General features: G+C 66.3%; 17 protein-coding genes and 2 rRNA genes. 5 read left to right on the forward strand and 14 right to left on the reverse strand.

Annotated elements, in window-relative coordinates; all coding sequences use genetic code 11:
• The first annotated feature begins 305 nt into the window (after positions 1-305).
• The 3 genes from AC1DYK_RS17410 (at position 306) to AC1DYK_RS17420 (ending at position 4,443) form a co-directional block, all read left to right on the forward strand.
• Positions 306-3,180: ribosomal RNA gene (locus AC1DYK_RS17410) — 23S ribosomal RNA — on the forward strand.
• A 131-nt stretch (positions 3,181-3,311) separates the two neighbouring features.
• Positions 3,312-3,424: ribosomal RNA gene (gene rrf / locus AC1DYK_RS17415) — 5S ribosomal RNA — on the forward strand.
• 71 nt (positions 3,425-3,495) lie between these two features.
• Positions 3,496-4,443 carry a purine-nucleoside phosphorylase gene (locus AC1DYK_RS17420; RefSeq protein WP_478167454.1) on the forward strand — a complete coding sequence of 316 codons (948 nt, stop codon included), beginning with the start codon at positions 3,496-3,498 and terminating at the stop codon, positions 4,441-4,443.
• On the opposite strand, the gene AC1DYK_RS17425 is transcribed toward AC1DYK_RS17420, so the two are convergent.
• Positions 4,440-5,729 (reverse strand): Y-family DNA polymerase, encoded by a 1,290-nt coding sequence (locus AC1DYK_RS17425; RefSeq protein ID WP_478167455.1) that lies wholly within the window; start codon positions 5,727-5,729, stop codon positions 4,440-4,442. The two genes, AC1DYK_RS17420 and AC1DYK_RS17425, sit on opposite strands and share 4 nt — an antisense overlap.
• Before the next feature lie 75 nt (positions 5,730-5,804).
• Between AC1DYK_RS17425 and AC1DYK_RS17430 the strand changes: the two genes are divergently transcribed.
• Entirely contained in the window at positions 5,805-6,365 is a 561-nt protein-coding gene (locus tag AC1DYK_RS17430; RefSeq protein WP_478091105.1) for a putative glycolipid-binding domain-containing protein, read from the forward strand.
• Positions 6,366-6,392: 27 nt separating this feature from the next.
• Here the strand turns inward: AC1DYK_RS17430 and AC1DYK_RS17435 are convergent, their stop codons facing one another.
• The 9 genes from AC1DYK_RS17435 to AC1DYK_RS17475 form a co-directional block, all read right to left on the reverse strand.
• Complete coding sequence (locus AC1DYK_RS17435) at positions 6,393-7,550, reverse strand: alpha-hydroxy acid oxidase (protein ID WP_478167456.1); 1,158 nt, start codon at positions 7,548-7,550, stop codon at positions 6,393-6,395.
• 464 nt (positions 7,551-8,014) lie between these two features.
• Entirely contained in the window at positions 8,015-10,165 is a 2,151-nt protein-coding gene (gene pbpC, locus AC1DYK_RS17440; protein WP_478167457.1) for a penicillin-binding protein 1C, read from the reverse strand.
• Between the two features lie 38 nt (positions 10,166-10,203).
• Positions 10,204-10,830 carry a LysE family translocator gene (locus AC1DYK_RS17445; protein ID WP_478167458.1) on the reverse strand — a complete coding sequence of 209 codons (627 nt, stop codon included), beginning with the start codon at positions 10,828-10,830 and terminating at the stop codon, positions 10,204-10,206.
• 50 nt (positions 10,831-10,880) lie between these two features.
• Positions 10,881-11,030 (reverse strand): hypothetical protein, encoded by a 150-nt coding sequence (locus AC1DYK_RS17450; protein ID WP_478167459.1) that lies wholly within the window; start codon positions 11,028-11,030, stop codon positions 10,881-10,883.
• Entirely contained in the window at positions 11,014-11,610 is a 597-nt protein-coding gene (locus tag AC1DYK_RS17455) for a class I SAM-dependent methyltransferase (RefSeq protein ID WP_478167460.1), read from the reverse strand. The genes AC1DYK_RS17450 and AC1DYK_RS17455 overlap by 17 nt, the downstream gene beginning before the upstream one ends.
• Entirely contained in the window at positions 11,607-11,972 is a 366-nt protein-coding gene (locus AC1DYK_RS17460; RefSeq protein WP_478167461.1) for a TfoX/Sxy family protein, read from the reverse strand. The genes AC1DYK_RS17455 and AC1DYK_RS17460 overlap by 4 nt, the downstream gene beginning before the upstream one ends.
• Positions 11,965-12,369, reverse strand: a complete 405-nt coding sequence (locus AC1DYK_RS17465) for a PaaI family thioesterase (RefSeq protein ID WP_478167462.1) — start codon at positions 12,367-12,369, stop codon at positions 11,965-11,967. Before AC1DYK_RS17465 ends, AC1DYK_RS17460 begins: the two co-directional genes overlap by 8 nt.
• Positions 12,370-12,387: 18 nt before the next feature.
• Positions 12,388-12,663, reverse strand: coding sequence for a DUF2277 domain-containing protein (locus tag AC1DYK_RS17470; RefSeq protein WP_478167463.1), 276 nt, complete (start codon positions 12,661-12,663; stop codon positions 12,388-12,390).
• A 70-nt stretch (positions 12,664-12,733) separates the two neighbouring features.
• On the reverse strand, positions 12,734-18,709 hold the full coding sequence (locus AC1DYK_RS17475; protein ID WP_478167464.1) for an alpha-2-macroglobulin family protein: 5,976 nt from the start codon (positions 18,707-18,709) through the stop codon (positions 12,734-12,736).
• Positions 18,710-18,843: 134 nt separating this feature from the next.
• Between AC1DYK_RS17475 and opgC the strand changes: the two genes are divergently transcribed.
• Positions 18,844-19,992: an OpgC domain-containing protein gene (opgC, locus tag AC1DYK_RS17480; protein ID WP_478167465.1), complete on the forward strand. Its 1,149-nt coding sequence runs from the start codon at positions 18,844-18,846 to the stop codon at positions 19,990-19,992.
• Here opgC and AC1DYK_RS17485 read toward each other — a convergent pair.
• The 4 genes from AC1DYK_RS17485 to AC1DYK_RS17500 form a co-directional block, all read right to left on the reverse strand.
• On the reverse strand, positions 19,969-20,739 hold the full coding sequence (locus AC1DYK_RS17485) for an SGNH/GDSL hydrolase family protein (protein WP_478167466.1): 771 nt from the start codon (positions 20,737-20,739) through the stop codon (positions 19,969-19,971). The genes opgC and AC1DYK_RS17485 overlap by 24 nt on opposite strands.
• Before the next feature lie 231 nt (positions 20,740-20,970).
• Positions 20,971-22,341, reverse strand: coding sequence for a UDP-glucose dehydrogenase family protein (locus tag AC1DYK_RS17490; protein WP_478167467.1), 1,371 nt, complete (start codon positions 22,339-22,341; stop codon positions 20,971-20,973).
• Positions 22,342-22,345: 4 nt separating this feature from the next.
• A complete protein-coding gene (locus tag AC1DYK_RS17495) occupies positions 22,346-23,320 on the reverse strand; it encodes a UDP-glucuronic acid decarboxylase family protein (protein ID WP_478167468.1) in 975 nt (324 codons plus the stop codon).
• Between the two features lie 21 nt (positions 23,321-23,341).
• Positions 23,342-24,184: a glycosyltransferase family 2 protein gene (locus AC1DYK_RS17500; RefSeq protein ID WP_478167469.1), complete on the reverse strand. Its 843-nt coding sequence runs from the start codon at positions 24,182-24,184 to the stop codon at positions 23,342-23,344.
• Positions 24,185-24,260 lie beyond the last annotated feature (76 nt).

Genomic DNA, 24,260 nt, shown 5'->3' on the forward strand with positions numbered 1-24,260 from the left:
GAAAAAACATTCAACACCAAAGCTGCTTCGCAAGAGGCATCTTTGTTGTTGATCAAGATCTCTTGATCAATCGGCTGTTCTTTAAAAATTCATAGAGTCGAATTAGCGTCGCTGATGGAAACTGCACATTCGTAAAGGTTTAGTGCAGACCGTGCCATCAGCGACATGAATTTTTGATTGCGTCAATTATGAACTTCAATTTCGAATCAAATCGAAAGTATGAAGTACGGCATAACGCGCCAGGTGAAAGACCTGGCAATTCCTTGATTAATTTTGGTTTCTGTGAAGAAACGTCAAAGTTATAGGGTCAAGTGAATAAGAGCACGTGGTGGATGCCTTGGCGATGATAGGCGACGAAGGACGTGATAGCCTGCGATAAGCTTCGGGGAGCTGGCAAATTAGCTTTGATCCGGAGATTTCCGAATGGGGAAACCCACCTGAAAGGGTATCGCATGATGAATACATAGTCATGCGAGGCGAACCGGGTGAACTGAAACATCTCAGTAGCTCGAGGAAAAGACATCAACCGAGATTCCGAAAGTAGTGGCGAGCGAAATCGGAAGAGCCTGTTAGTGATAGCACAAGACTTAACGGAACAGTTTGGAAAGACTGGCCATAGCGGGTGATAGCCCCGTACGTGAAAAGACCTGTGTGGTACTGAGCTAACGAAAAGTAGGGCGGGACACGAGAAATCCTGTCTGAATATGGGGGGACCATCCTCCAAGGCTAAATACTCATCATCGACCGATAGTGAACTAGTACCGTGAGGGAAAGGCGAAAAGAACCCCGGGAGGGGAGTGAAATAGATCCTGAAACCGCGTGCTTACAAAAAGTAGGAGCCTCGTAAGGGGTGACTGCGTACCTTTTGTATAATGGGTCAGCGACTTACATTCAGTGGCAAGGTTAACCGAATAGGGAAGCCGTAGAGAAATCGAGTCCGAATAGGGCGATCAGTCGCTGGGTGTAGACCCGAAACCAAGTGATCTATCCATGGCCAGGATGAAGGTGCCGTAACAGGTACTGGAGGTCCGAACCGACTAGTGTTGCAAAACTAGCGGATGAGCTGTGGATAGGGGTGAAAGGCTAAACAAACTTGGAAATAGCTGGTTCTCTCCGAAAACTATTTAGGTAGTGCCTCAAGTATTACCGTCGGGGGTAGAGCACTGTTTTGGCTAGGGGGTCATGGCGACTTACCAAACCAAGGCAAACTCCGAATACCGACGAGTACAGCTTGGGAGACAGAGCACCGGGTGCTAACGTCCGGACTCAAGAGGGAAACAACCCAGACCGCCAGCTAAGGTCCCTAAAATTGGCTAAGTGGGAAACGAAGTGGGAAGGCTAAAACAGTCAGGATGTTGGCTTAGAAGCAGCCATCATTTAAAGAAAGCGTAATAGCTCACTGATCGAGTCGTCCTGCGCGGAAGATGTAACGGGGCTAAGCCAGTTACCGAAGCTGCGGATTTGCAATTTATTGCAAGTGGTAGGAGAGCGTTCTGTAAGCCTGTGAAGGTGCGTTGTAAAGCGTGCTGGAGGTATCAGAAGTGCGAATGCTGACATGAGTAGCGTTAAAGGGGGTGAAAAGCCCCCTCGCCGTAAGCGCAAGGTTTTCTACGCAACGTTCATCGGCGTAGAGTGAGTCGGCCCCTAAGGCGAGGCAGAGATGCGTAGCTGATGGGAAACAGGTCAATATTCCTGTACCGATGTGTAGTGCGATGTGGGGACGGATCTTAATAGGTCATCCGGGTGTTGGATATCCCGGTTTAGTGGGAAGTAGGCGATGGGTAGGCAAATCCGCCCGTCATATACCGAGGCCCATGATCGAGCCAGCTTGCTGGTGAAGTGACTGAACGAGGTTCCAGGAAAAGCCACTAAGCTTCAGCTACACACGACCGTACCGCAAACCGACACTGGTGCGCGAGATGAGTATTCTAAGGCGCTTGAGAGAACTCAGGAGAAGGAACTCGGCAAATTGACACCGTAACTTCGGAAGAAGGTGTGCCCTATTAGTGTGAAGTGAACAACGGAGCATGAATGGGTTGCAAAAAATCGGTGGCTGCGACTGTTTATTAAAAACACAGCACTCTGCAAACACGAAAGTGGACGTATAGGGTGTGACGCCTGCCCGGTGCTGGAAGATTAAATGATGGGGTGCAAGCTCTTGATTGAAGTCCCAGTAAACGGCGGCCGTAACTATAACGGTCCTAAGGTAGCGAAATTCCTTGTCGGGTAAGTTCCGACCTGCACGAATGGCGTAACGATGGCCACACTGTCTCCTCCTGAGACTCAGCGAAGTTGAAATGTTTGTGATGATGCAATCTCCCCGCGGAAAGACGGAAAGACCCCATGAACCTTTACTGTAGCTTTGTATTGGACTTTGAACAGATCTGTGTAGGATAGGTGGGAGGCTTTGAAGCAGGGTCGCTAGATCTTGTGGAGCCAACGTTGAAATACCACCCTGGTGTGTTTGAGGTTCTAACCTAGGTCCATTATCTGGATCGGGGACAGTGCATGGTAGGCAGTTTGACTGGGGCGGTCTCCTCCCAAAGCGTAACGGAGGAGTTCGAAGGTACGCTAGTTACGGTCGGACATCGTGACGATAGTGCAATGGCATAAGCGTGCTTAACTGCGAGACTGACAAGTCGAGCAGATGCGAAAGCAGGACATAGTGATCCGGTGGTTCTGTATGGAAGGGCCATCGCTCAACGGATAAAAGGTACTCTGGGGATAACAGGCTGATACCGCCCAAGAGTTCATATCGACGGCGGTGTTTGGCACCTCGATGTCGGCTCATCTCATCCTGGGGCTGTAGCCGGTCCCAAGGGTATGGCTGTTCGCCATTTAAAGAGGTACGTGAGCTGGGTTTAAAACGTCGTGAGACAGTTTGGTCCCTATCTTCCGTGGGCGCTGCAGATTTGAGGAAGCCTGCTCCTAGTACGAGAGGACCGGAGTGGACACACCTCTGGTGTATCGGTTGTCACGCCAGTGGCATTGCCGAGTAGCTAAGTGTGGAAGAGATAACCGCTGAAAGCATCTAAGCGGGAAACTCGTTTCAAGATGAGATCTGCCGGGGCCTTGAGCCCCCTAAAGAGTCGTTCAAGACCAGGACGTTGATAGGTCAGGTGTGGAAGCGCAGTAATGCGTTAAGCTAACTGATACTAATTGCTCGTGCGGCTTGACCCTATAACTTTGATCTATACGATCAAGGCTGTTATGCCAAGTTGACGCATTCAAAATAATTCTAGCCAAAAGCTAATTCCAGACTCTATGAATTCGTTGTGCTGACTTCAAAACCAGCACGACAACCCTTTATGCCTGATGACCATAGCGAGGTGGTCCCACTCCTTCCCATCCCGAACAGGACAGTGAAACGCCTCAGCGCCGATGATAGTGCGGGTTCCCGTGTGAAAGTAGGTCATCGTCAGGCTCTTACAGCCCCAAATAGCCCAGCCCCTCAAAAGGCTGGGCTTTTTGCGTTTTTCGACACCCCAGCCGCCCGTGGCCGAGCCCGTGAAGGTCAAGGTGTTTGTCGGCACCATGTTCGAGATCGGCAAGAACACGGGCGACCGCGCCGGTGAATTCCAGCACTGGTACGAGCGCTACTGGAAGAGTGCGACGCCGGTCACGGTGCCCGGTGCGCTGCAACCCGTGTATTGCAACGCCGACGGCGTCTGCGGTTCGGTGCTCGGCATGGGCAAGGTCAATTCGTCGTCGTCGATGCAGGCCATCCTGACCAGTCCGAAGTTCGATTTTTCCAAAGCCTACTACGTGATTTCGGGGGTGGCCGGCACGCCGCCTTCGCGCGGGACCATCGGTGAGGTCAGTTGGGCCACCTGGCTGGTCGACTACGACCTCGGCCATCGCTGGGCACCCGAGGAGAACAAGTCCGGCGAGCCGACCTTCATGCCGCGCAAGGGCTACGAGGAGTACCGCCGCTTCAAGCTCAATCCAGAACTGGTCGCCTGGGCGATGAAGCTCTCGGCCGACACGCCGCTGAAGGACTCCGATTCGGCCAAGGCCTACCGCCTGCGCTATCCGCAGGCGGCTGCGCGCCGCGCGCCTTTCGTCGGCACCGGCACCCACATGACCGGCGACACCTTCTTCCACGGCCCGGGCATGTCGAACCAGGCGCAGTACATCGCGAAGCTGTATGGCGCCGACGACTACGTGATCACCGAGATGGAAGCCGCCGCGATCACGCTGGTGATCAAGCGCCAGCACGGCACCGATCGCGTGATGAGCCTGCGCGGTGCGGTCAATTTCGACCAGGGCAATCCACGCGAGACCACCTTGCAGCATTTGGACCCGGCGCCCGGCGAAACCGCGGGCGGCTTTGCCGAAACGGTCGAGAACATCGAGCGGGTCGGCAGCCGCGTGGTCGATCACATCGTCGTCCACTGGCCGCAGTGGCAGGCCGGCGTGCCGGCGCTGGCCCCGCAGCGCTAGAACAGCGAGGCGGTCCGGGCTGCGGCACCGTCGGACGATGATCTGCCGCGGCGTGCCGGGCCGCTTTGGGGGGGCGCCTCCACCTGGACCTCACCGGCTTTGGCGAGCGCGCCCACGCGCACCCCGAGCAGGCGCAGCGGGCGTTCCAGCGGCACCCGCTTGAGGCACTGGCCCGCGATCCGGCGGATCGCCTTTGGATCGGCCGTGAAGCCCTCGATGGTCTGGTCGCGGGTTGCGATCTTGAAGTCGCCGTAGCGCAGCTTGATGCCGATGGTCTTGCCGACGTAGCCCTTGCGCTGCAGGTCCTCGGCCAGCTTCTCGCACAAGTGGGTGAAGATGGCGCCGAGTTCGGCGCGGTCGCGCACCGCGTGCAGGTCGCGGTCGAAGGTGGTCTCGCGACTCATCGAGACCGGCTCGCTTTCGGTGACCACGGGCCGGTCGTCGCGGCCCCAGGCGACTTCATGCATCCAGGCGCCGCTGGCTTTCCCGAAGTTCGCGACCAGCCAGTCGCGGTCCTTCGAGGCCAGTTCGCCGATGGTGCGGATGCCGGCCCGCTGCAGCTTCTCGTCGGCCTTCGGGCCGATCCCGTTGACCTTGCGGCAGGGCAGCGGCCAGATGCGCGCCTGCAGGTCGCTCTCGAACACGATCGAGATGCCGTTGGGTTTGTCGAATTCACTCGCCATCTTGGCGAGCAGCTTGTTCGGCGCCACGCCGACCGAGCAGGTCAGCCCGGTGGCGTCGAGGATCGACTTCTGGATCAGCCGCGCCAGCACCCGCCCGCCCTCGCGCTGGCCGCCCGGCACCTCGGTGAAATCGATGTAGACCTCGTCGACGCCGCGGTCTTCCATGACCGGCGCGATCTCGGTGATGACCTGCTTGAAGCGGCGCGAGTACTTGCGGTACTCGTCGAAGTCCACCGGCAGGATCAGCGCCTGCGGACACAGCTTGGCAGCCTTCATGAGCCCCATCGCGGAGCCGATGCCGAACTGCCGCGCCGCATAGGTCGCGGTGGTGATCACGCCGCGCCCCGCGTAGTCCTTGAGCAGCGGAAAGGCGGCCACCGGGATGTCGGCCAGCGTGCCGCCTGCGGGCATCGCGCGCAGGGCCTCGTCGACCTTGCGGCGACCGCCGCCGATCACCATCGGCAGGCCCTTGAGCTGCGGGTAGCGCAGCAGTTCGACCGAGGCGTAGAACGCGTCCATGTCGAGGTGGGCGATGCGGCGGATCGGTGCGGTCGTCACGCCTGCAATTGTCGCTGCTGCGGCTGCGCCCGACTGGCACTGCATGGACGGCCCGATGGGCGTGTCGGTGTGCCGATCGACGCTTGCGCTGCGCGGCCTGCCGGTGCCATGATCCGGCTCATGCAGACCCTCGCTTCGATCCTCTGGCGCCGGCTCGGCCAGCCGGGGCATGACGTCTGCCGGCTCGAGCGCCAGGGCGACAACTGGCAGATCGACGGCGGGGCGGCATTTCGCCATGAGGACGGAAGGGTCGCGCAGCTGCACTACCGCGTGCGCTGCGATCGCGCGTGGCACACGCAGTGGGGCACGGTGCGCGGCTGGCTCGGAGGCGAGGGGATCGACCTGTCGATCGTGCGCGATGCGCACGGCGGGTGGAAGCTCAACGATGCGCCGGCGATGGAGCTCGGCCATTGCGTCGACCTGGACCTGGGGTTCACGCCGGCGACCAATCTGCTGCAGCTTCGAAGGCTGCATCTCGCGCCCGGCGAGGCTGCGGATGCCCCGGTGGCCTGGCTGGACCTGGACGGCGGCGGCCTGAGCGAACTGCAGCAGCGCTACGAGCGGCGCAGCGAGCGCGATTACTGGTACAGCGCGCCGCGCTTCGACTACGAGGCGATGCTGGAAGTCACGCCGGACGGCTTCGTGCGTCGCTACCCGGCGATCTGGGAAGCCGAGGACTGAAGCGCCGCCGTCGGCCTCTGCGCACCTTCAGAAGGTGCCGGGCAGCAGGATGCTCGAGTCGACGTCGTCGATCTGCGTCCGGCCGCAGAAGGCCATGGTCAGGTCGAGTTCGCGCTGGATGATCTGCAGCGCGCGCGTCACGCCGGCCTGACCGAAGGCGCCCAGGCCGTAGAGGAAGCTGCGGCCGATCAGGGTGCCATGGGCGCCCAGTGCGCGCGCCTTGAGCACGTCCTGGCCGCTGCGGATGCCGCCGTCCATCCAGACCTCGATCTCTGTGCCGACCGCCTCGGCGATCGCCGGCAGCGCGGCGATCGAGGAAGGCGCACCGTCGAGCTGGCGGCCCCCGTGGTTCGAGACGATCAGCGCATCGGCGCCGCTGGCCGCCGCGAGGCGCGCGTCTTCCACGTCCATGATGCCCTTCAGGATCAGCTTGCCGCCCCAGAGCTTCTTGATCCACTCGACGTCGGCCCAGCTCAGCGTCGGGTCGAACTGCTCGGCGGTCCAGGAGGACAGCGAGGAGAGATCCTTCACGCCCTTGGCGTGGCCCGCGATGTTGCCGAACGTGCGGCGCTTGGTGCCCAGCATGCCCATGCACCAGCGCGGCTTGGTGGCCAGGTTCATCAGGTTCTTGAACGTGGGCTTGGGCGGCGCGGTGAGGCCGTTCTTGATGTCCTTGTGGCGCTGGCCGAGGATCTGCAGGTCGAGCGTGAGCTGCAGCGCCGAGACGTTGGCGGCGCGGGCGCGTTCGATCAGGCGCTCGATGAAGTCGCGGTCGCGCATCACGTAGAGCTGGAACCAGAACGGATGGCGATCGGTCTTCTCGGCGATGTCCTCGAGCGAGCAGATGCTCATGGTCGAGAGCGTGAACGGAATGCCGAAGGCCTTGGCCGCGAGCGCGCCGAGGATCTCGCCGTCGGCATGCTGCATGCCGGTCAGGCCGGTCGGGGCGATCGCCACGGGCATCGCGACCTCCTGGCCGATCATCGTGGTGCGGGTCGAGCGGCCCTCCATGTTGACCGCGACGCGCTGGCGCAGCAGGATCTTCTGGAAGTCGCTTTCGTTGGCGCGGTAGGTGCCTTCGGTCCATGCGCCGGAATCGGCGTAGTCGTAAAACATGCGTGGCACGCGACTTTTGGCGATGATTCGCAGGTCTTCGATGGTCGTGATCTTGGACAGGTCTGGCACGGGAAAGGGCTCCTGGGTTCTGTAGCTGCGCAATGCCTATTATCTGCGGCGCTCGAGCGCCCTTTTCCGGACGCCCCGCCGACAGCGTTGCGGACCACGACGCAGAATCCCTCGTTCCTCCCCGGGCGCGCCAGAGCTTCCTACCGCAGCCTGCAATACGGCCAGCCTTCGACGCCGGCCCAGATGCAGGCACGGATCCAGGCGACCACGACATGGGGGTCTTGTCCCTGCGGCACGGTTGTCATCTTGATCAGCATCACGGCCTCCGTGGAAGTGGTGGAGCGAACTCCCATGAATGAAGGTATGGACCCGGCGGGCTCGACCGGACAGCAGCCTGTACCCTGCGATGCCGTGGGCCGTGGCGCGGGATGCCTGTACGCCGTTTGCCGATGAGCGGCCATCGGTTCCGGCTGACAGATGTCGGACGCTTTCCGGGCGACGTCGCGCGGCGCTTCGCGCCGGCCTCAGCGCTTCGCGCTCGCCACCACTCCGGCGCCGCGCACCTCGAGCCTGACCTGGTCGGCCACCTGGCCGCGCGCATCGAGCAGCTCCACCACGTGCCGCCCCGGCCACGGCAGCCATTGCGCGCTGGCGCCGCGCGCGAAGGGCCTGCCGTCGATGCGCCATTGCACGCCGCGGCCTTCGGCCTCGAAGCGCACGCGCTGGCGGCTGGGCGGAATATCGGGGTCGAGCGCGATGATGGTGCCGTCGGACGGCGCCCTGATGCGCGGCGCCGCTTCGGCCGCCGATGCATCGGGCGCGATCGCGAACACCGGCTGCTCGGTGCCGGCGATGAACCACTCGCCGCGTGCTGCCTCGAGGTCGTCGCCGAAGCGCACGCGCGCCTGTACCACGCCTGCGGGCGGCGCCGGCGCCCGGCTCGGCTCGTGGCGATGCAGGAAGCCCATGAGCTGGGCCCAGACCGGCGCTGCGCCGCTGGTGCCGCTGACCTCCCACATCGGCGCGCCGCTGGCGTTGCCGACCCAGACGCCGACGGTGTAGCGCCCGGACCAGCCGATCGCCCAGTTGTCGCGCATGTCCTTGCTGGTGCCGGTCTTCACGGCGCTCCAGAAGCGGGTGCCGAGCACGCTGTCGAGGCCGAAGGTGCGGGCGCGGGCGTTGGGGTCGGCCAGGATGTCGCCGACGATGAATGCTGCGCGCGCATCGATGGCGCTGTGGTTGGCTCCCGCTGCGGACGAGGGGCCGGGCAGATAGCGCGTGTCGCCGAAGCGCCCGCCGTTGGCCAGCGTCCGGTATGCGTTGGTGAGTGTGAGCAGCGAAACCTCGGCGCTGCCCAGCGCCAGGCTGTAGCCGTAGTAGTCGCCGTTCTGCGCCAGCGGCAGCCCGGCTGCGCGCAGCTGCCGCGCGAAGGCTTCGGGCGACACCATCACCAGGGTGCGCACTGCCGGCACGTTCAGCGAGGCCGCCAGCGCGGTGCGTACCGAGACGTAGCCCTTGAACTGGCGGTCGTAGTTCTGCGGGATGTAGAGCCCGCCGGCGGTGTTGATCTGCGCCGACGAGTCGTCCAGCAGCGAGGCCGCCGTGAGCCGGCGCTCGGCGATCGCCTGTGCGTACAGGAAGGGCTTGAGGGTCGAGCCCGGCTGTCGCTGTGCGAGCACGCCGTCGACCTCGGCCGCGCGGCTCAGCGCGCCCGAGGAGCCGACCCAGGCCAGCACCTCGCCGCTGGCGTTGTCGAGCACCACCAGCGCGCCGTCCTCGACGTTGCGCCCGCGCAGTTCGCGCAGCTGACGCTGCAGCGCGTCGAGCGCGAAGCGCTGCAGCGGAGCCCGTAGCGTAGTACGAACGGGCTGGGCCGTGCCGGCGTCCTTCAAGGCGCGTCGCGCCAGGTGCGGTGCGATCCCTTCGCTCGGATCGAAGGCGCGCCGCTGCAGCGCCGCACTGGCGAACATGTCGAGCGCATCGCAGTCCGGCTTGCCGGTGGGTTCCATCGCGCGCATCAACTCGCAGGCCCGCTGCGCTACCAGCGCGGGCTTGGCGTTGGGTGCCCGCACCAGTGCCGCGGCGACCGCCGCCTCGCGCGCGTCGAGCCCGTGCGGCGCCTTGCCGAACAGCGTGCGCGACAGGGCGTCGATGCCGACGATCTCGCCGCGGAAGGGCACGGTGTTCAGGTAGGCCTCGAGGATCTGGTCCTTGCGCCAGCCGCGCTCCAGCTGTTGGGCCGCCACCGACTGGCCGAGCTTCTGCGTCAGGCTGCGGCCGCCGCCGGCGCGCCGCAGATCGTCGTCGAGCAGGCCGGCGAGCTGCATCGTGATCGTCGAGGCGCCGCGGGTGCGGGTGTTCCAGACATTGCCCCAGGCCGCGGCGGACACCGCGCGCCAGTCGACGCCGCTGTGTTCGTAGAAGCGCTTGTCCTCGCTCAGCAGCATGGCGCTGCGCAAGGCGGGCGAAATGTCCGCGAGGGCGATCCAGTCGCCGCGCCGCACGCGGGCGTCGGTGCGCACGCGCTGCAGCAGGGCGCCGTCGCGGTCCAGCACCGCGGTGTCGGATGGATGGAAGTCGCGCCGGACCTCGTCGAAGCTGGCAAGCGCCCAGGCCGGCGCCGCGAGCACCGCGGCCAGCGCCAGCGCGAGCGACGGACAACGAAGGGAGGTCATGCCATCTCGAGCGCCGCGCCGCGCAGGTCCGCAGACTTTCAAGCCGGCCGCCGGGCGAGCAATGCCCAGATTCCCGCGGCCGACAGGAGCGAGCCGCCGGTGAGGTTGAAGCGCCGCTGCGCGCGCGGCGATGCCAGCAGCCGGCGCGCCGATCCCGCGAACACCGCATAGAGCGTGGCGTTGAGTGCGGCCATCGTCACGAAGGTCAGGGCCAGCACCCACATCTGCGGCGTCACGCTGGTGCGTGGATCGATGAACTGCGGCAGGAAGGCGACGAAGAACACGATGCCCTTGGGATTGAGCGCCGTCACCAGGTAGGTGTTGGCGAACAGTCGCCAGCGTGAGCCGGGGGCCGCGGGGGCGGCAAGAACGGCGGGCGAAATGCCGGCGCGCAGCAGCTTGATGCCGAGATAGAGCAGGTACAGCCCGCCCGCCCACTTGATCGCGGTGAACCAGAAGGCCGAGGTCGCGAGCAGCGCGCCGAGGCCGAGCAGCGACACCACCAGCGCCGTCGAATCGCCGAGCGCGACCGCGGCCACCAGCGGCGCGTTGGCACGCCGGCCGTGGGCCACGGAGTAGCTGATGACCATGAGGATGGTCGGCCCGGGGATGATCAGGAGCACCGCCGATGCGGCGACGAAGGCGAGCCAGAGCTGGATGGACATGACGGTTGTTCTTTGTGTGAACGGGGTCGAGCGTGATTCGAATGGTGTCTTCAGTTGCCCAGGCCTGCAAGCACGCGCTGGACGAACGGGGTCTTGGCCTCCGTGTAGGCCTGCAGCAATCGGCGCTCGACCTCGAAGCGCGCGGGCCAGGCGGTGTCGTAGCCGACGACCTCGATCGCCGCGTCAGTGCCGCCGCTCAAGAACGACCTCCCAGAGTGCCTTCGATTGCGCATAGCGCTCGACCACCTGCTCCTCCATGCCGAGCGTCCGCCAGCCGGTGGCGAACAGGCGGTCGACCGCGGCGCGATCGAAGAAGCGCTTGGGCACGCCGTCCACCAGATAGAAGTTGTCCGCGAGGTCAGGATCGCGCCTGGCGCCATGTTGGAAGTCGTGGGTCGAATTGAGGCGGCACAGCAGCACGCCGCCGGGCCGCAACTGCCTCCGGATGCGCTCGACGAGTTCGACCGTCTCGGGCCAGTCGAAGTAGTGCAGGCAGAGGCTTGCGAGCACCACGCCGCTGGTGCCTGCGGCCAGCGGAAAGGGCTCGCGGATGTCCTGGCCATGCAACTGTGCGGAGGGCGCCCGGGTGCGGGCCGCTTCGATGGCTTCCTCGCTGAGCTCGATGCCCACCACCGCCAGCCCGGCGCTGGCCAGCGTTCCGGTGTCGCGCCCGCTGCCGCAGCCGAGCTCCAGGATCGGCTGGCCGCCGGCGCGCTCGGCCACCAGGGGCAGCCAGCGTTCGAGCCAGGGGTCGGTGGGCGAGGGGGCTGGCTGCCTCATGCCCTGGCCTTCCTCGGCCTGGCGGCAATCTCCAGCGATTCCCTCGCCAGGGCCATCAGCCGCTCGCGATCTTCGAGCAGCTCGGCCGGCAGCGCGAAGTAGCGCCGGACCTCGACGCGCCGCACCCGCGTGGCGTAGGAGAAGCACTGGCTGCCCATGGCTTCATAGGCCGGGCGCGTCGTGTCGTCGACCACGAAATAGAGCACGTTGCCGATGATCATCGCGAACTGCACGCCATGCGCCGACAGCCCGACGCCACCGAACAGGCGGGCGCTTCGCAGGTCGCGAAAGGCGTCCAGCTGATCCTTCACGAAGTCGATGAAATCCTGCGAGTTCTTCACGGTGCCTTGGGGACTACGCATCCATGACCAGTTGCGTCTGCGTGACGACTGCGCACAGCTTGCCTTCCGTCGACCTGATCGTGGTCTGCCACACCATCGTGGTCCGCCCGCGGTGCAGCGCCAGGCATTCGCCGACGACCGTGGTGTCCCTGCGCGCGCCGCCGATGAACTTGGTGCTGGAATCGGTGGTCGTGGTGCGCTTGCCTTGCGGGAGATTGATGATCGTGCCCACCGCGCCGAGCGTGTCGGCGAAAGCCATGTAGGCACCGCCGTGCAGGATGCCGCCGGCGGTGCAGAGCTCGGGTCGCACCTCGAGTTCGGCGACCACGCGCTCGGGCTCCAGCGTGACGAGGCGCACGCCCATCAAGCCGGGAAAGAGCGGTTCCAGGATCTGCTGGATCTGTTCGATGGTTGGCATCGGTGTTTCCTGTCGCGGTCAGCCCGGTGCGCCGAAGCGAACCGCCGACCGCGCGCGGGCCCGCGCGGCCTCGATCTCGCGATCGCGCGGATCGGCGGTGGTGACCAGCGATTCGATCAGCGCGCGGGCCGCGGTCGTGACGTCCTCCACGGCCCGCTCGAAGGCCGCCTCGTTGGCCTTGGAAGGCTGATGGAAGCCGCTGAGCTTGCGCACGAACTGCAGCGATGCGGCGCGCATCTCTTCTTCGGTCGCCGGCGGGTCGAAATTGAACAAGGTCTTGATACTTCTACACATCATGACTCCATGTGAGGGGCGAGGCCGCAGTGTGCGCAAGATCGAGCGCGATCTCAAGCCTGCGGCCGCGCTACTTCGCCGCCTCCACCTTCACCCTGGCATTAGGCATCTCGCCGAACATCTCGGGCGCATACAGCGCCTCGACGCGGCTCGGCGGCAGCGCGAAGTCGCCGACGTTGTTGAGGCGCAGCGTGTATTCCATCTTGACGACGCCCTTGGGCAGGTACTCGTAGTAGCTGCGGAAGGCCTCGAAGCTGCGTTCCTCGAAGGCCGGCCAGCCGCCGCCCGAGCGCTTCTCGCCCTGGGTCGCGATCTGCGAGTCGCGGCCCAGGCCGCCGCCCAGGATGGTCGCGCCGCCGGGGATCGGATCGGTGATCGCGACCCAGGTCATGTCGGCGCTGGCGTTGATTTCCAGGCTCACGCGCAGCACGTCGCCGCGCGTGTAGACGCCGCTCACCGCCTGCTCGACCGGGGTGACGGTCTTCTTGATCGCATAGCCGGCGGCGAACGGCGCCTTGAGCTGCACCGCAGCGAGCGATTGCAGCGTGAGCCAGGGCTTGCCGCTGCCGCTTTGCGTGACCAGCAGCGTGTCGCGGCCCGTGGCAGCCGGCCAGGGGACGAACAGGGTGTTGTTGCGCAACATGCCCGGCGACGCCGGCGCACCGAAGGCGCTGGCTTGGTTCGGAGCGCCGCCCGTGTCGCTCGCCTTGACCCGCTCGACCTTGCTCCAGTCCACCTGCGCCTTGGCCGTGCCCAGGCTGGCCGCGGTGACGCCACTGACCGGCGCGTGCTCGAAGCGCCTGGAGAAGGTCTCGAGCGCCAGGCCGCCCCAGAGGTTGGCCGTGGTGGTGCGCCAGGCGCCGTTCTGCTGGCGGCCGATGAAGCCGCTGGCGAGGCGGCCGATGTCGTCCTTCCACGCCGGGTCGTCCATCACGGCGAGCAGCAGCCGGGCGGTGTTGACGTCCCCGTTGGCCATCAGCCACCACCAGTTGTCGTCCTGCTCGGTGCTGAACACCAGCCGGGTGCCCTGGTAGCTCAGGCGCGCCTTGAGCACGTTGTCGGCTTCGTCCAGGCGCTGCTGGCGCTGCGGCACGTCCTGCACCCGTCGCAGGATCTGGAGCCAGTCGATCACCGCGCTGGTCGGCCATTGGTTGGGCGCGATCGTGATGCTGCCGGTCATGCGGCCCTGGGCCTTGCCATAGCGCGACAGCGCTTCGAGCGCCGCCAGCTTGCGGACGTCGAGATCCTTGCGCGGGCTCCAGAAATCGCGCTGGATGCGGCCTTCGACGAAGGCTGCGAGGCCCTGCAGCATCGGCGCGCTGGCCGCTTCGGGCAGCGCGAAGACGGGGTCGAGCGAAGCCGCCTCGTGCGTCGATGCGAGCAGGTAGGCGGTCAGGATGTCGCTGCCGCGGTTGGCCTCGCCATCGCGCGGCGGGAAGTAGTTGGCGAGGCCGTCGCCATCGAGGTAGCTCGGCAGCTGAGCCACCAACGCCTGCCAGCCCTTGCCGTCGCGCAGGCCGATCGACTTGCTGGCCTTCTGCTCCAGGCAGGCATAGGGGTAGGCCGCGAACCAGTCGCGCACGCCGCCCAGGCCTTCGGCCAGCCGTGGCTGCAGCGACATCCGCAGGCCGCCGCGGCCGGGCAGGGCGTCGGCCGGCGGGCCGACGTCGAGCGTGAAGGGGCCATCGAGCTGCACCAGGGTCGCCTGCTGCACGGTCAGCGGCACGGCCGGAAGGATGCGCTGGCGCACCTTGAGCGCATCGCGCGCACCGCCCAGCGTGTCGCGGGCCTCGATCTCCCACAGGATCGCCTCGGCGCGGGTCTGCGCGAGTTGCGCGGGGGCGGTCACGGGCCAGGCCAGTTCACGCGCTTCGCCGGGCGGAATATCGATCGTCTGCGGCTCGAGCGTGAGCAGCGTGGCACGCGGCGTCGCCTCGACCTTCATCGGTTGCTGCGTCGTGTTGCGCAGCGTGATCTGGGCCCGGAACTGGTCGTCCTCGCGCACCAGCGGCGGCAGGCCGCTGATGATCTGCAGGTCCTGCGTCGCGCGGATCGAGGCCTGGCCGGTGCCGAACAGGCCGGTGCCGGCATCGGCCACCGCGACGATCCGGAAGGTGGTCAGCGCGTCGTTGAGCGGCACGCTCAGCGTGGCCTGGCCGTTGGCGTCGAGCACCACTGCGGGCTTCCACAGCAGGAGGGTGTCGAGCAGCTCGCGCGTGGGGCTCTTGCCGCCGCCGCCGCCCGCGGGCACCGCCTTGCGGCCGTAGTGCCGGCGGCCGACGATCTCCATCTGCGCGGTCGAGGTGGCGACGCCCCAGCTGCGCCGCTGCAGCATGGCTTCGAGCAGGTTCCAGCTGTCGTTGGGCAGCAGCTCGAGCAGCGCTTCGTCGACCGCGGCGACGGCGACCTCGGCCCCGGCCGCGGGCTTGCCGTCGGGCAGCCGGCCGGTGATGGTGATCTGCGCCTGGCTGCGCACCGCGTAGGCGGGCTTGTCGCTCGCGACCTTGAGCTCGATGCGATGGGACTGCGTGCCGACCCGGATCTCGGCCAGGCCGAGCCGGTAGGCCGGCTTGCTGAGGTCGACCAGCGCGGTCGGCGCCACGTACTCCTTGCCCTCGTACCAGAAGGCGGTCCACCATTCGCGCGGCGCCTTGAAGCCCCAGGTGAAGAAGCTGTACCACGGCACCTCGCGCAGCCGGCCGCGCAGCGCCAGCACGCTCACGTAGGCGTTCGGCCCCCACTCGGGCTTGACCTGCAGGCTCACGGTCGGGTCCTGCCCGTTGAGCTGCACCACGTGGGTCTCGATCACGCCCTCGCGTTCCACCGACACCAGGGCGGTGGCGAAGCGGAACGGACTGCGGACCTGGAACCTGGCGACCTCGCCGGGCTGGTAGCTCTTCTTCTCGGGCAGCACGTCGATGCGGTCGTGGTCCTCGCCGCCGAACCAGAGCTCGCCCTGCCGCGTCACGTAGACCGAGCTCGCCGCGCGGCTGTCGCGGCCTTCCTTGTCGGTGGCGCTGGCGATCAGTTCGACCTGGCCCGGCTCCTTGAGCTCGATCTCGCACAGCAGCAGGCCGCGGTTGTCGCTCTTGCCGCTGCAGACGGTCCCGATCTCCTTCACCTCGGTCTTGTTGTCGTAGGTGTAGAAGCCGCCAACCATGCGCTTGCGGCTGGTGGTGGTGATGCGGGCGACGGCGCGCACGTTGAGCGTCACGCCTTCCTGCGGCTTGCCCGCGAGGTCGAGCGCCAGCGCCTGGAACCTGAGCTTCTGGCTGGCCGACACCCAGCCCTCGGTCTTGATGCCGGCGACCACCGCGGCCGGCCACAGCGTGTGGGTGCTGCGCAAGGTCTGGACTTCACCGTTAGGGTCGGCGTAGCTGGCTTCGAGCAGCAGCTCGCGCGGCGTGGCCTTGGCGACCGGGATCTTGTCGATCGTGACCTTGCCGGCACCTTCCCGGTTGAGCGTGAGGGGGAGCTTGTCGGCGATCACGCGGGCGTCTTCCTCGTTCGCCGAGTCGTTGTCGCCGTCCTTGCTGGGGGCGGCAAAGCTGAAGGCGTCGAAGTCGGCGAAGGAGGGCTGCTTGCCGCGCACCAGCGCCGACACGCGCACCGGCAGCGCCGCGGCGCCGCCGCCGGCGACGTAGTTGATCTGGACCTCGACCGGCAGCGAGCCGACCGCGACCAGGGGCTTGCCGTCGGCCGGCGCGATCCGGCCCGCGAGCACCGGCAGGCGGAACTCCTCGACGCGGAACTGCCCGGTGGCGTAGCTGCCCGGGCCGCCTTCCCCGGCGCTCGCGCTGCCCTCCTTGCCGCTTCTCAGCTCGACCTGGTAGACGCCGAGCTTGGCCGCGGGCGGGATCGCGAAACTGCTCTCGCCGCTGAGCCCGCCGGTGGCGGTCTTGCGCCATTTCAGCGGCTGCTCGAACTGCTGGCCGCTGCCCACATGGGTGACGACCAGCGTGTCGGGCCTCACCTCGGGCAGGCCGAAGCCCTTCTGCGTCTGCGTGCGCAGCAGGTGCTTCATCGATACGGTCTCTCCGGCGCGCAGCAGCGTGCGATCGAACACGGTGTGGGCGATGCGGTCGGGCTGGGCTTCGAGACTGGTGGGCACGTTGAAGCGCCAGGGCTCGATGCCGCGCTGCCAGTCGCTCCAGGTGAAGGCGAGATCCTCGACGCCCTGCGTGTCCTTCGCGCGGGCGCTGACGAAGTAGGCCCCCGTGCTGTAGTCGTCCTCGGTGGCGCAGGACGGCGCGTCCGGGGAAATGCCGGACAGCCTGACCAGCCCATTCGCGTCGGTGGTGCCGGTCGCCACTTCACGGCCGTCGCAGCGGGACACGCGCACCGCGGCGTTGGCGACCACGCGGCCCTTGTCCAGCGTCGTGACCCAGGCCACCGCGTTCTCGCGGCCCAGCTTGAAATGCACCGCGAGGTTGGTGGCGAGCGCGGTAGTGCGCACATACATCGTGCGGCCGCTGCCGTAGCGCTCGTCGAGCAATGCGTCGCCGAGCTTCTGCGACGCGATCTCCAGCACGTGGAAGCCGGGTGTCAACGGAATGCCGACGACCTCGAAAGGCCGCGGGTCGCCGTTCTCGGCCTTGGGCATGTCCAGCGTGCGCACGCCGGCCTGGCCGCCGAGCAGCGACACCATGCGGGTCTGGATGCTGTCGCGGTCGTCCTTGTCGATCACCTTCGGCAGCGCGCCCTTGACGTCGCGCGCCGCGCGTTTGCGCGACATCGTGTCGTTGCCGTCGTAGCGGCGCACCTTGCGGAACCAGGCGATGATCTCGGCGTCGCTTTTCGGGTTCAGGTCGCTGACCTGGCCGGGCGTCGATCCCAGGGTCAGCGCCTGCACCTGGAGGGCCGGCTCGACGCGGCGCACCGTGACCGGCATCAGCGCCACCCCGCCGGGCTCGGCCAGGCGCTCGACCACGCCGAAAGGCGAGGCGGCGAACTTGGCCAGCGGCGGCATCGCGCCGGTCGCGACCTTGAGCGGAAAGCTGTCGGGCGATGCCAGCGCGCGGCCCGAGGCATCCTCGAACTTCGGCGGCAGCGCGATCGTGAACGGGGTCTGCTCTGCGAACGGGGCCGGGAAGTTCAGCGACTCGACCACGCCATCGTCGTCCCTGGCGGCGTTGTCGTCGAACACAGGGTTGAAGGTCTTGCCCGCGCCCTTGAGCGTGATGGCGGCGGCCAGCTTGCGCGCCACCGGGGCGTTGAACCGCAGCACCATGGGCTTGAGCGGCAGGCAGCCCGATTGCGCGTTCTCGCGCTCGCAGCTGAACGAGACCGCGAAGGGTTCGCGCACTTCGAAGTTGAGCCGCCGCTCGACGTTGTTGACCACGCCCGAGGGCGTCGCGACGCCCTTGCCATAGATCAGCTGCACCCGGCTGGCCGGCGGCAGCGTGCGATTGCACTGCAGCGCGAGGAAGCGCAGCGGCGCCTTCTCGGCCTCCTTGTCGCGCCCCAGCGCCTTCAGCAGCGCGGCGCGCTGTTCGCCGTCGATCAGCCTGACCGGGATGCGCTCGCCGATGCCGGCGGCCGCGCACCAGACGTTCTCCTGCACGCTCTCGGGCGTGGCCGGGCCGTTGAGCTCGAGCATGAAGATCTGCTGCTCGTCGATCTTGCCGTAGCTGGGCTGCCAGTTGCGCACGAAGGGGCCGCCGCTGTTGAAGCGGTAGCTTTCCGGACCGGTCAGCTCCGAACCCGCGGCGGACTTGAAGCCGGCCACGCGCGTCACGCTGCAGCGCACGCCCGGCGGCAGGTCGTTCTCGAAGTCGAAGACCCATTGCTTCTCTCCGGTCCAGCGGCCCGTGCCCTTGCCGGCTTCGGCGTCGGCGCAGCTGACGGCGAGCGGCGCCGGGGCCTTGGGGTCGCCGAAGCGGACTGCGGGCTGGTCGAACTTGGCGACCACCTGGCGCACGCGCGAGACTTCGCCCTGGGGCGTCAGGCTGGTGATTTGCAGCGCCTGGGCCGCGCACGGGGCGAGCAAGGCGCTGGCGGCCAGCAGGAAGGCGGGTATCGATCGGCTCAAGCTTGGGTTCTCCATCCATCCAGATTCTTCTTAGCGCGTCGAGCGTAGCCCATTTGCTCCCCCGGATCGGCTCGTTGTCGGCCCCCTCCGTACAATTCCGCACTCGTCGTGCGTGTCTCGCGCGGACCGCTCACAGAACACGTCGACCGATGAAGCGCTACTGGGAAATCGATGCATTGCGCGGGCTCATGCTCGTGCTGATGACCGTCACCCACCTGCCGACGCGGCTGACCGATCCGCTGGGACAGCCGTTCGGCTTCGTCTCGGCGGCCGAGGGCTTCGTGCTGCTGTCGGCCTTCGTCTCGGGGCTGGTCTACAGCCGCATCGCGCGCACCCGGGGCGTCGACTCGATGCGCCGGGCCTTCTGGCGCCGTGCGCTCAAGGTCTACCTGAGCCAGGCGGCGACGCTGCTGTTCCTGTTCACGATCATCTCGGCGGTGGGCCTGCGCATCGACCAGCCGGCGGTGAAGAACCTGCTGTCCTTCTACCTGGCCAATCCGCGCGAGGGCTTCCTCTACTCGCTGCTGCTGGTCTACGAGCCGGCGCTGCTCGACATCCTGCCGATGTACATCTTCTTCATGCTCCTGAGCCCCTGGGTGCTGGCCTTCGCGCTGCGTCACGGCTGGACCGGCGTGATGGTGGCCAGCGCAAGCCTGTGGGCGCTGGCGCAGTTCGGGCTCAGCGAATGGCTCTACGCACTGGCCGTGCGTTACCTGGGCCTCGCGGTGCCCTTCCACGAGATGGGCGCTTTCAATGCCTTCGCCTGGCAGTTCCTGTGGTTCGCGGGACTGTGGATGGGCGCCAGCCGCAACGCGCCCGACGCCAGGCCTTTGAGCGTCCCGTCCTGGCTGGTCGTGCTCGCCGGTGCGGCAGCGCTCTACGGCTTCTGGTGGCGGCACCACGGCATCCATGGCCAGGCGCCCTTCGGCGGTGACGTCGAGCTCAACCTGCTGTTCGACAAGTGGCAGCTCGGGCCGTTGCGCCTGGTCAACCTGGCGGTGCTCGGCATCGTGGCGGTGCGCTTCGGGCCGGCCGTCATGCGGCGCATCCCGCGCCTGCACGGGCTGGAGGATCTGGGCCGCGCCTCGCTGCCTGTCTTTTGCGCCCACCTGGTGGCTGTGCTGTCGGTGCTCGCGATCTACGGCGACAGCCAGACGGCCCGCCCCTGGTGGGGCGACGGGCTGTTGCTGGGCGTCGTGTTCGGCTGGCTCTACGGTGTCGCCCGCCTCGCGCTGTGGTGGGACGACCGGCCCAGGCCGCCGCAGCCCAGGCAGCTATGGCGTGCCCTGAGCGACTGACGGCCCCCACGCGCCGCCGGCCTGAGCCGCGCCCTGTGCCGGTTGCTCCTGCAGGTGCGGGGCGATGGCCGACTGCCACAGCCGGTAGCCCTCGTCGTTGAGGTGCAGCTGGTCGCCCCGGAACAGCCCCGGCCGGGGCCGGCCATCGGCGCCCAGCATCGGCGTGAAGATGTCGATGTAGGCGCTGTTGGGCAGCCGTTGGAGGTAGGCGCCGATCACGTTGTTGGTTTCGCGGATGCCCGGCAGCAGCTTCTCGCGCGAAGGGCTGGGCTTGACCGAGATGTAGGCGATGCGGGTGCCGGGCAGCTCGGTGCGCACCGTGTTGGCGAATTGGGCGAAGCTCTCCAGCACCTGCAGGGGCGTCCGTCCCTCGGCCAGGTCGTTGTCGCCGGCGTACACGAGCACCAGGCGCGGCTTGTAGCGCACCACGAGCTCGCGCGCGAACAGGCCGCAGTCGGCCATGGTCGAGCCACCGAAGCCGCGGTTGATGACCACCGGCTGCTGCCGGAAGTCCTGTGCCAGCCGGGGCCACATGCGGATCGTGGAACTGCCGACGAAGAGCACGCCGCCGGGGTCGGGCAGGCGCTCGGCGTCGGCGGCGTCGAAGGCATTCAGTTCGCGTTGCCAGCGTGCGTGGGCCGCAGCGTAGGCGGCCGACTCGGCCGCCTTCGAATCCGGCTCGGCCTGCGAGGCCAGCGGGCTCAGACATGCGAGCCAAACCAGGGCGACGCGGACAGCAGCTTTCATCGACGTGATGTTAACGGCCCGCGAAGCGAGGCCCGTTGGTGAAACACCGCGGAACCGGCTTTGCCGGGCCGCTGGTGTTGCCCCCGGTAGGGGGTGGGCGGGCTACACGAAGTGAGCCCAACCTGGGGGCGAGCAACAGTGCTACCGCGGAACCGGCTTTGCCGGGCCGCTGGTGTTGCCCCCGGTAGGGGGTGGGCGCCCGACACGAAGTGCGGGCAACCTGGGGGCGAGCTAAGCGCTATTTCGCCCGATGCCCTGGTAGATGACGCCGGCATCCTTCATGGTGCCTGGTTCATAGAGATTGCGGCCATCGAAGATCACCGGCGTCTTCATCAGCGCCTTGAGCCGTTCGAGGTTCGGGCTGCGGTAGGCCTTCCACTCGGTCACGATGATCAGCGCGTCGGCGCCGGCCAGGGCCTCCATGGGGTCCTTGGCGCTGAACGTGATGCGTTCGAGCAGCGCCGGCGCGTCCGCGAAGTCCAGCTTCAGTACCCGCCGCGTCTCGTCGACCGCGATCGGGTCGTGCGCCACCACGCGGGCGCCGGCGCGCAACAGCACGTCGAGCACGACCCGGCTCGGCGCTTCCCGCATGTCGTCCGTGTTGGGCTTGAAGGCCAGTCCCCACAGTGCGAAAGTGCGATCGCTCAGGTCCGGGCCGAAGCGGGCCAGCACCTTGTTGGTCAGCACACGCTTCTGCTCGTCATTGACTGCCTCGACCGATTCGAGCACGCGCAGCGCCTGCCCGTTGTCGCGCGCGATGCGGGTCAGCGCCTGGATGTCCTTCGGGAAGCAGCTGCCGCCGTAGCCGGTGCCGGCATACAGGAAGCTGTAGCCGATGCGCGGATCGGATCCGATGCCCTGGCGCACCGACTCGATGTCGGCGCCGACGCGGTCGGCCAAGTTGGCCAGTTCGTTCATGAAGCTGATGCGGGTGGCGAGCATCGCGTTGGCCGCGTATTTGGTGAACTCGGCCGAACGCACGTCCATCACGCGCGTGCGCTCGTGGTTGCGGTTGAAGGGCGCATAGAGCCTGCGCATCCAGCCCAGCGCCTCACGGCCATCCTCGTCGTCGGTGTGGCCGATCACGATCCGGTCGGGCCGCATGAAGTCCTCGACCGCCGCGCCTTCCTTCAGGAACTCGGGGTTGCTCACCACCGAGAAGCGCAGGTCGGAGCGCCCGCGCTTGTCGAGCTCTTCCTGGATCACCGCCTTGACGCGGTCGGCCGTGCCCACGGGCACGGTCGACTTGTCGACCACGATCTTGAAGCCGTTCATGTAGCGCCCGATGTTGCGGGCCGCGGCCAGCACGTACTGCAGGTCCGCGCTGCCGTCCTCGTCGGGCGGTGTGCCCACCGCGATGAACTGGATGTCGCCGTACGCGACCGAGGCCTCGATGTCGGTCGAGAACGACAGCCGCCCGGCGGCCACGTTCGACTCCACCACGGCCTCGAGGCCGGGTTCGTAGATGGTGATGCCGCCGGCGTTGAGCGTTGCGATCTTGCGCGGGTCGAGGTCGAGGCAGAACACGTGGTTGCCGATGTCCGCCAGGCAGGCGCCGGTGACCAGTCCGACGTAGCCGGTGCCGATGATCGAGATGTTCATGAGTTCAGGCCGCCGCGGGGGGTTCCGAAAGAACCCGGTCGAAATAGGCGATGGTCTTCTGCAGGCCTTCGTCGAGCTGGGTGCGCGGCGTCCAGCCGTCGAGTTCCTTCTGCGCCAGCGAGATGTCGGGCCGGCGCTGCTTGGGATCGTCGGCGGGCAGCGGCTGCTTGATCAGCTTGCTCTTCGAGCCGGTGAGCTCGATCACCTTGTGGGCCAGCTCGAGCATCGAGAACTCGCCGGGGTTGCCGATGTTGATCGGACCCGGGACTTCGTCGCCGGTGGCCATCATGCGCAGCATCGCCTCCACCAGGTCGTCCACGTAGCAGAAGCTGCGGGTCTGCTGGCCATCGCCGTAGATCGTGATGTCCCCGCCCCGGAGCGCCTGGACGATGAAGTTCGACACCACGCGGCCGTCGTTCATGTGCATGCGCGGGCCGTAGGTGTTGAAGATGCGCACCACCTTGATGCGCAGCTGGTGCTGACGGTGGTAGTCGAAGAACAGCGTTTCGGCGCAGCGCTTGCCCTCGTCGTAGCAGCTGCGGATGCCGATCGGATTCACGCGGCCCCAGTAGGCCTCGATCTGCGGGTGGATCTCCGGGTCGCCGTAGACCTCGCTGGTGGAGGCTTGCAGGATCTTGGCGCGCACGCGCTTGGCCAGGCCGAGCATGTTGATGGCGCCGTGCACGCTGGTCTTGGTGGTCTGGACCGGGTCGTGCTGGTAGTGGATCGGCGAAGCCGGGCAGGCGAGGTTGAAGATCTCGTCCACTTCGATGTAGAGCGGAAAGGTCACGTCGTGCCGCATCAGCTCGAAGCGCGGGTGGTGGAGCAGATGCTCGACATTGCGCTTGCTGCCGGTGAAGAAGTTGTCGACGCACAGCACGTCGTGGCCCTGCTCGATGAGGCGGTCGCACAGGTGGCTGCCGAGGAAGCCGGCGCCGCCGGTGACCAGGATTCGCTTGGAAGCGTTGTATTTGCGCATGCGCGTGATCACTCCGTAAAGTCAGTTCGAAGGCTGCTGGTTGCGTTGCTCGTACATTTTCGCGTCGACCAGCATGCGGAACCAGAGCGCCTGGAAAAAGGCGAAATAGAAGCCGGTCCTGCCGTCCAGGAAGCCGAGGCGAAAGACATAGCGATAGACGAAATAGCCGAGCGAGCGGATGCCGATCGGGAGCTTGTAGTAGAGCTCCTTGATGAAGCGTGTGCGCTCCCGGGCATCGCCCATGAGGCGGGGTTTCAGCACGTCGTCGGCGGCGCCGCGCGGGCCGAGCTTCTCTTTCGCCTCGGCGTCGCTCCAGCGGTTGTGGCTGGCGATCCAGTCGCTGAGCCGGGCCGAGTTCTTGTCGTGCATGAAGCCGCCGAGGCGCCCGGGCGTCGCGGGGCTGATGAAGTGCTGGTCGTAGAGCCGCGATTCGCAGCGTCCCTGGCCCGAACGGAACAGGCGCAGGTGCCAGGGGTTGAGGCCGCTGAAGCGCAGCATCTTGCCCATGAAATAGTCGCGGCGGCGGATCAGGTAGGCGTCCGACCCGGGCGTGCCGGACAGCAGCGCATTGATGTCGGCCACCGCACGGGCGTCGAGCACCTCGTCGGCATCGAGGTGCAGCTGCCACTCATAGGCCTGCTCGACCTGCGCGATCGCCCAGTTGCGCTGGTCGCTGTAGTTGGAAAACGGGCGCTGCACCACCGTGCAGCCCAGTTCCGCGAGGATCGCGGGGGTGCCGTCCGACGAATGGGAGTCGACCGCGAAGACATGCGGGCTGACTTTCTTCGCTTCGGACACGGTTTCCCGGATGATGGAAGCGGAATTGAAGGTCAGGATGACGACGACGCAGCGGGGTTTTTCCATGGAGTTCGGCGCTCGGTAACGGCTTCGGTTCAGGGTTCACCCTGATCCGTAAGCGCAAAGCATGCCAAACTTTAGC

The organism is Variovorax sp. P2_H12 (genome assembly GCF_056403395.1).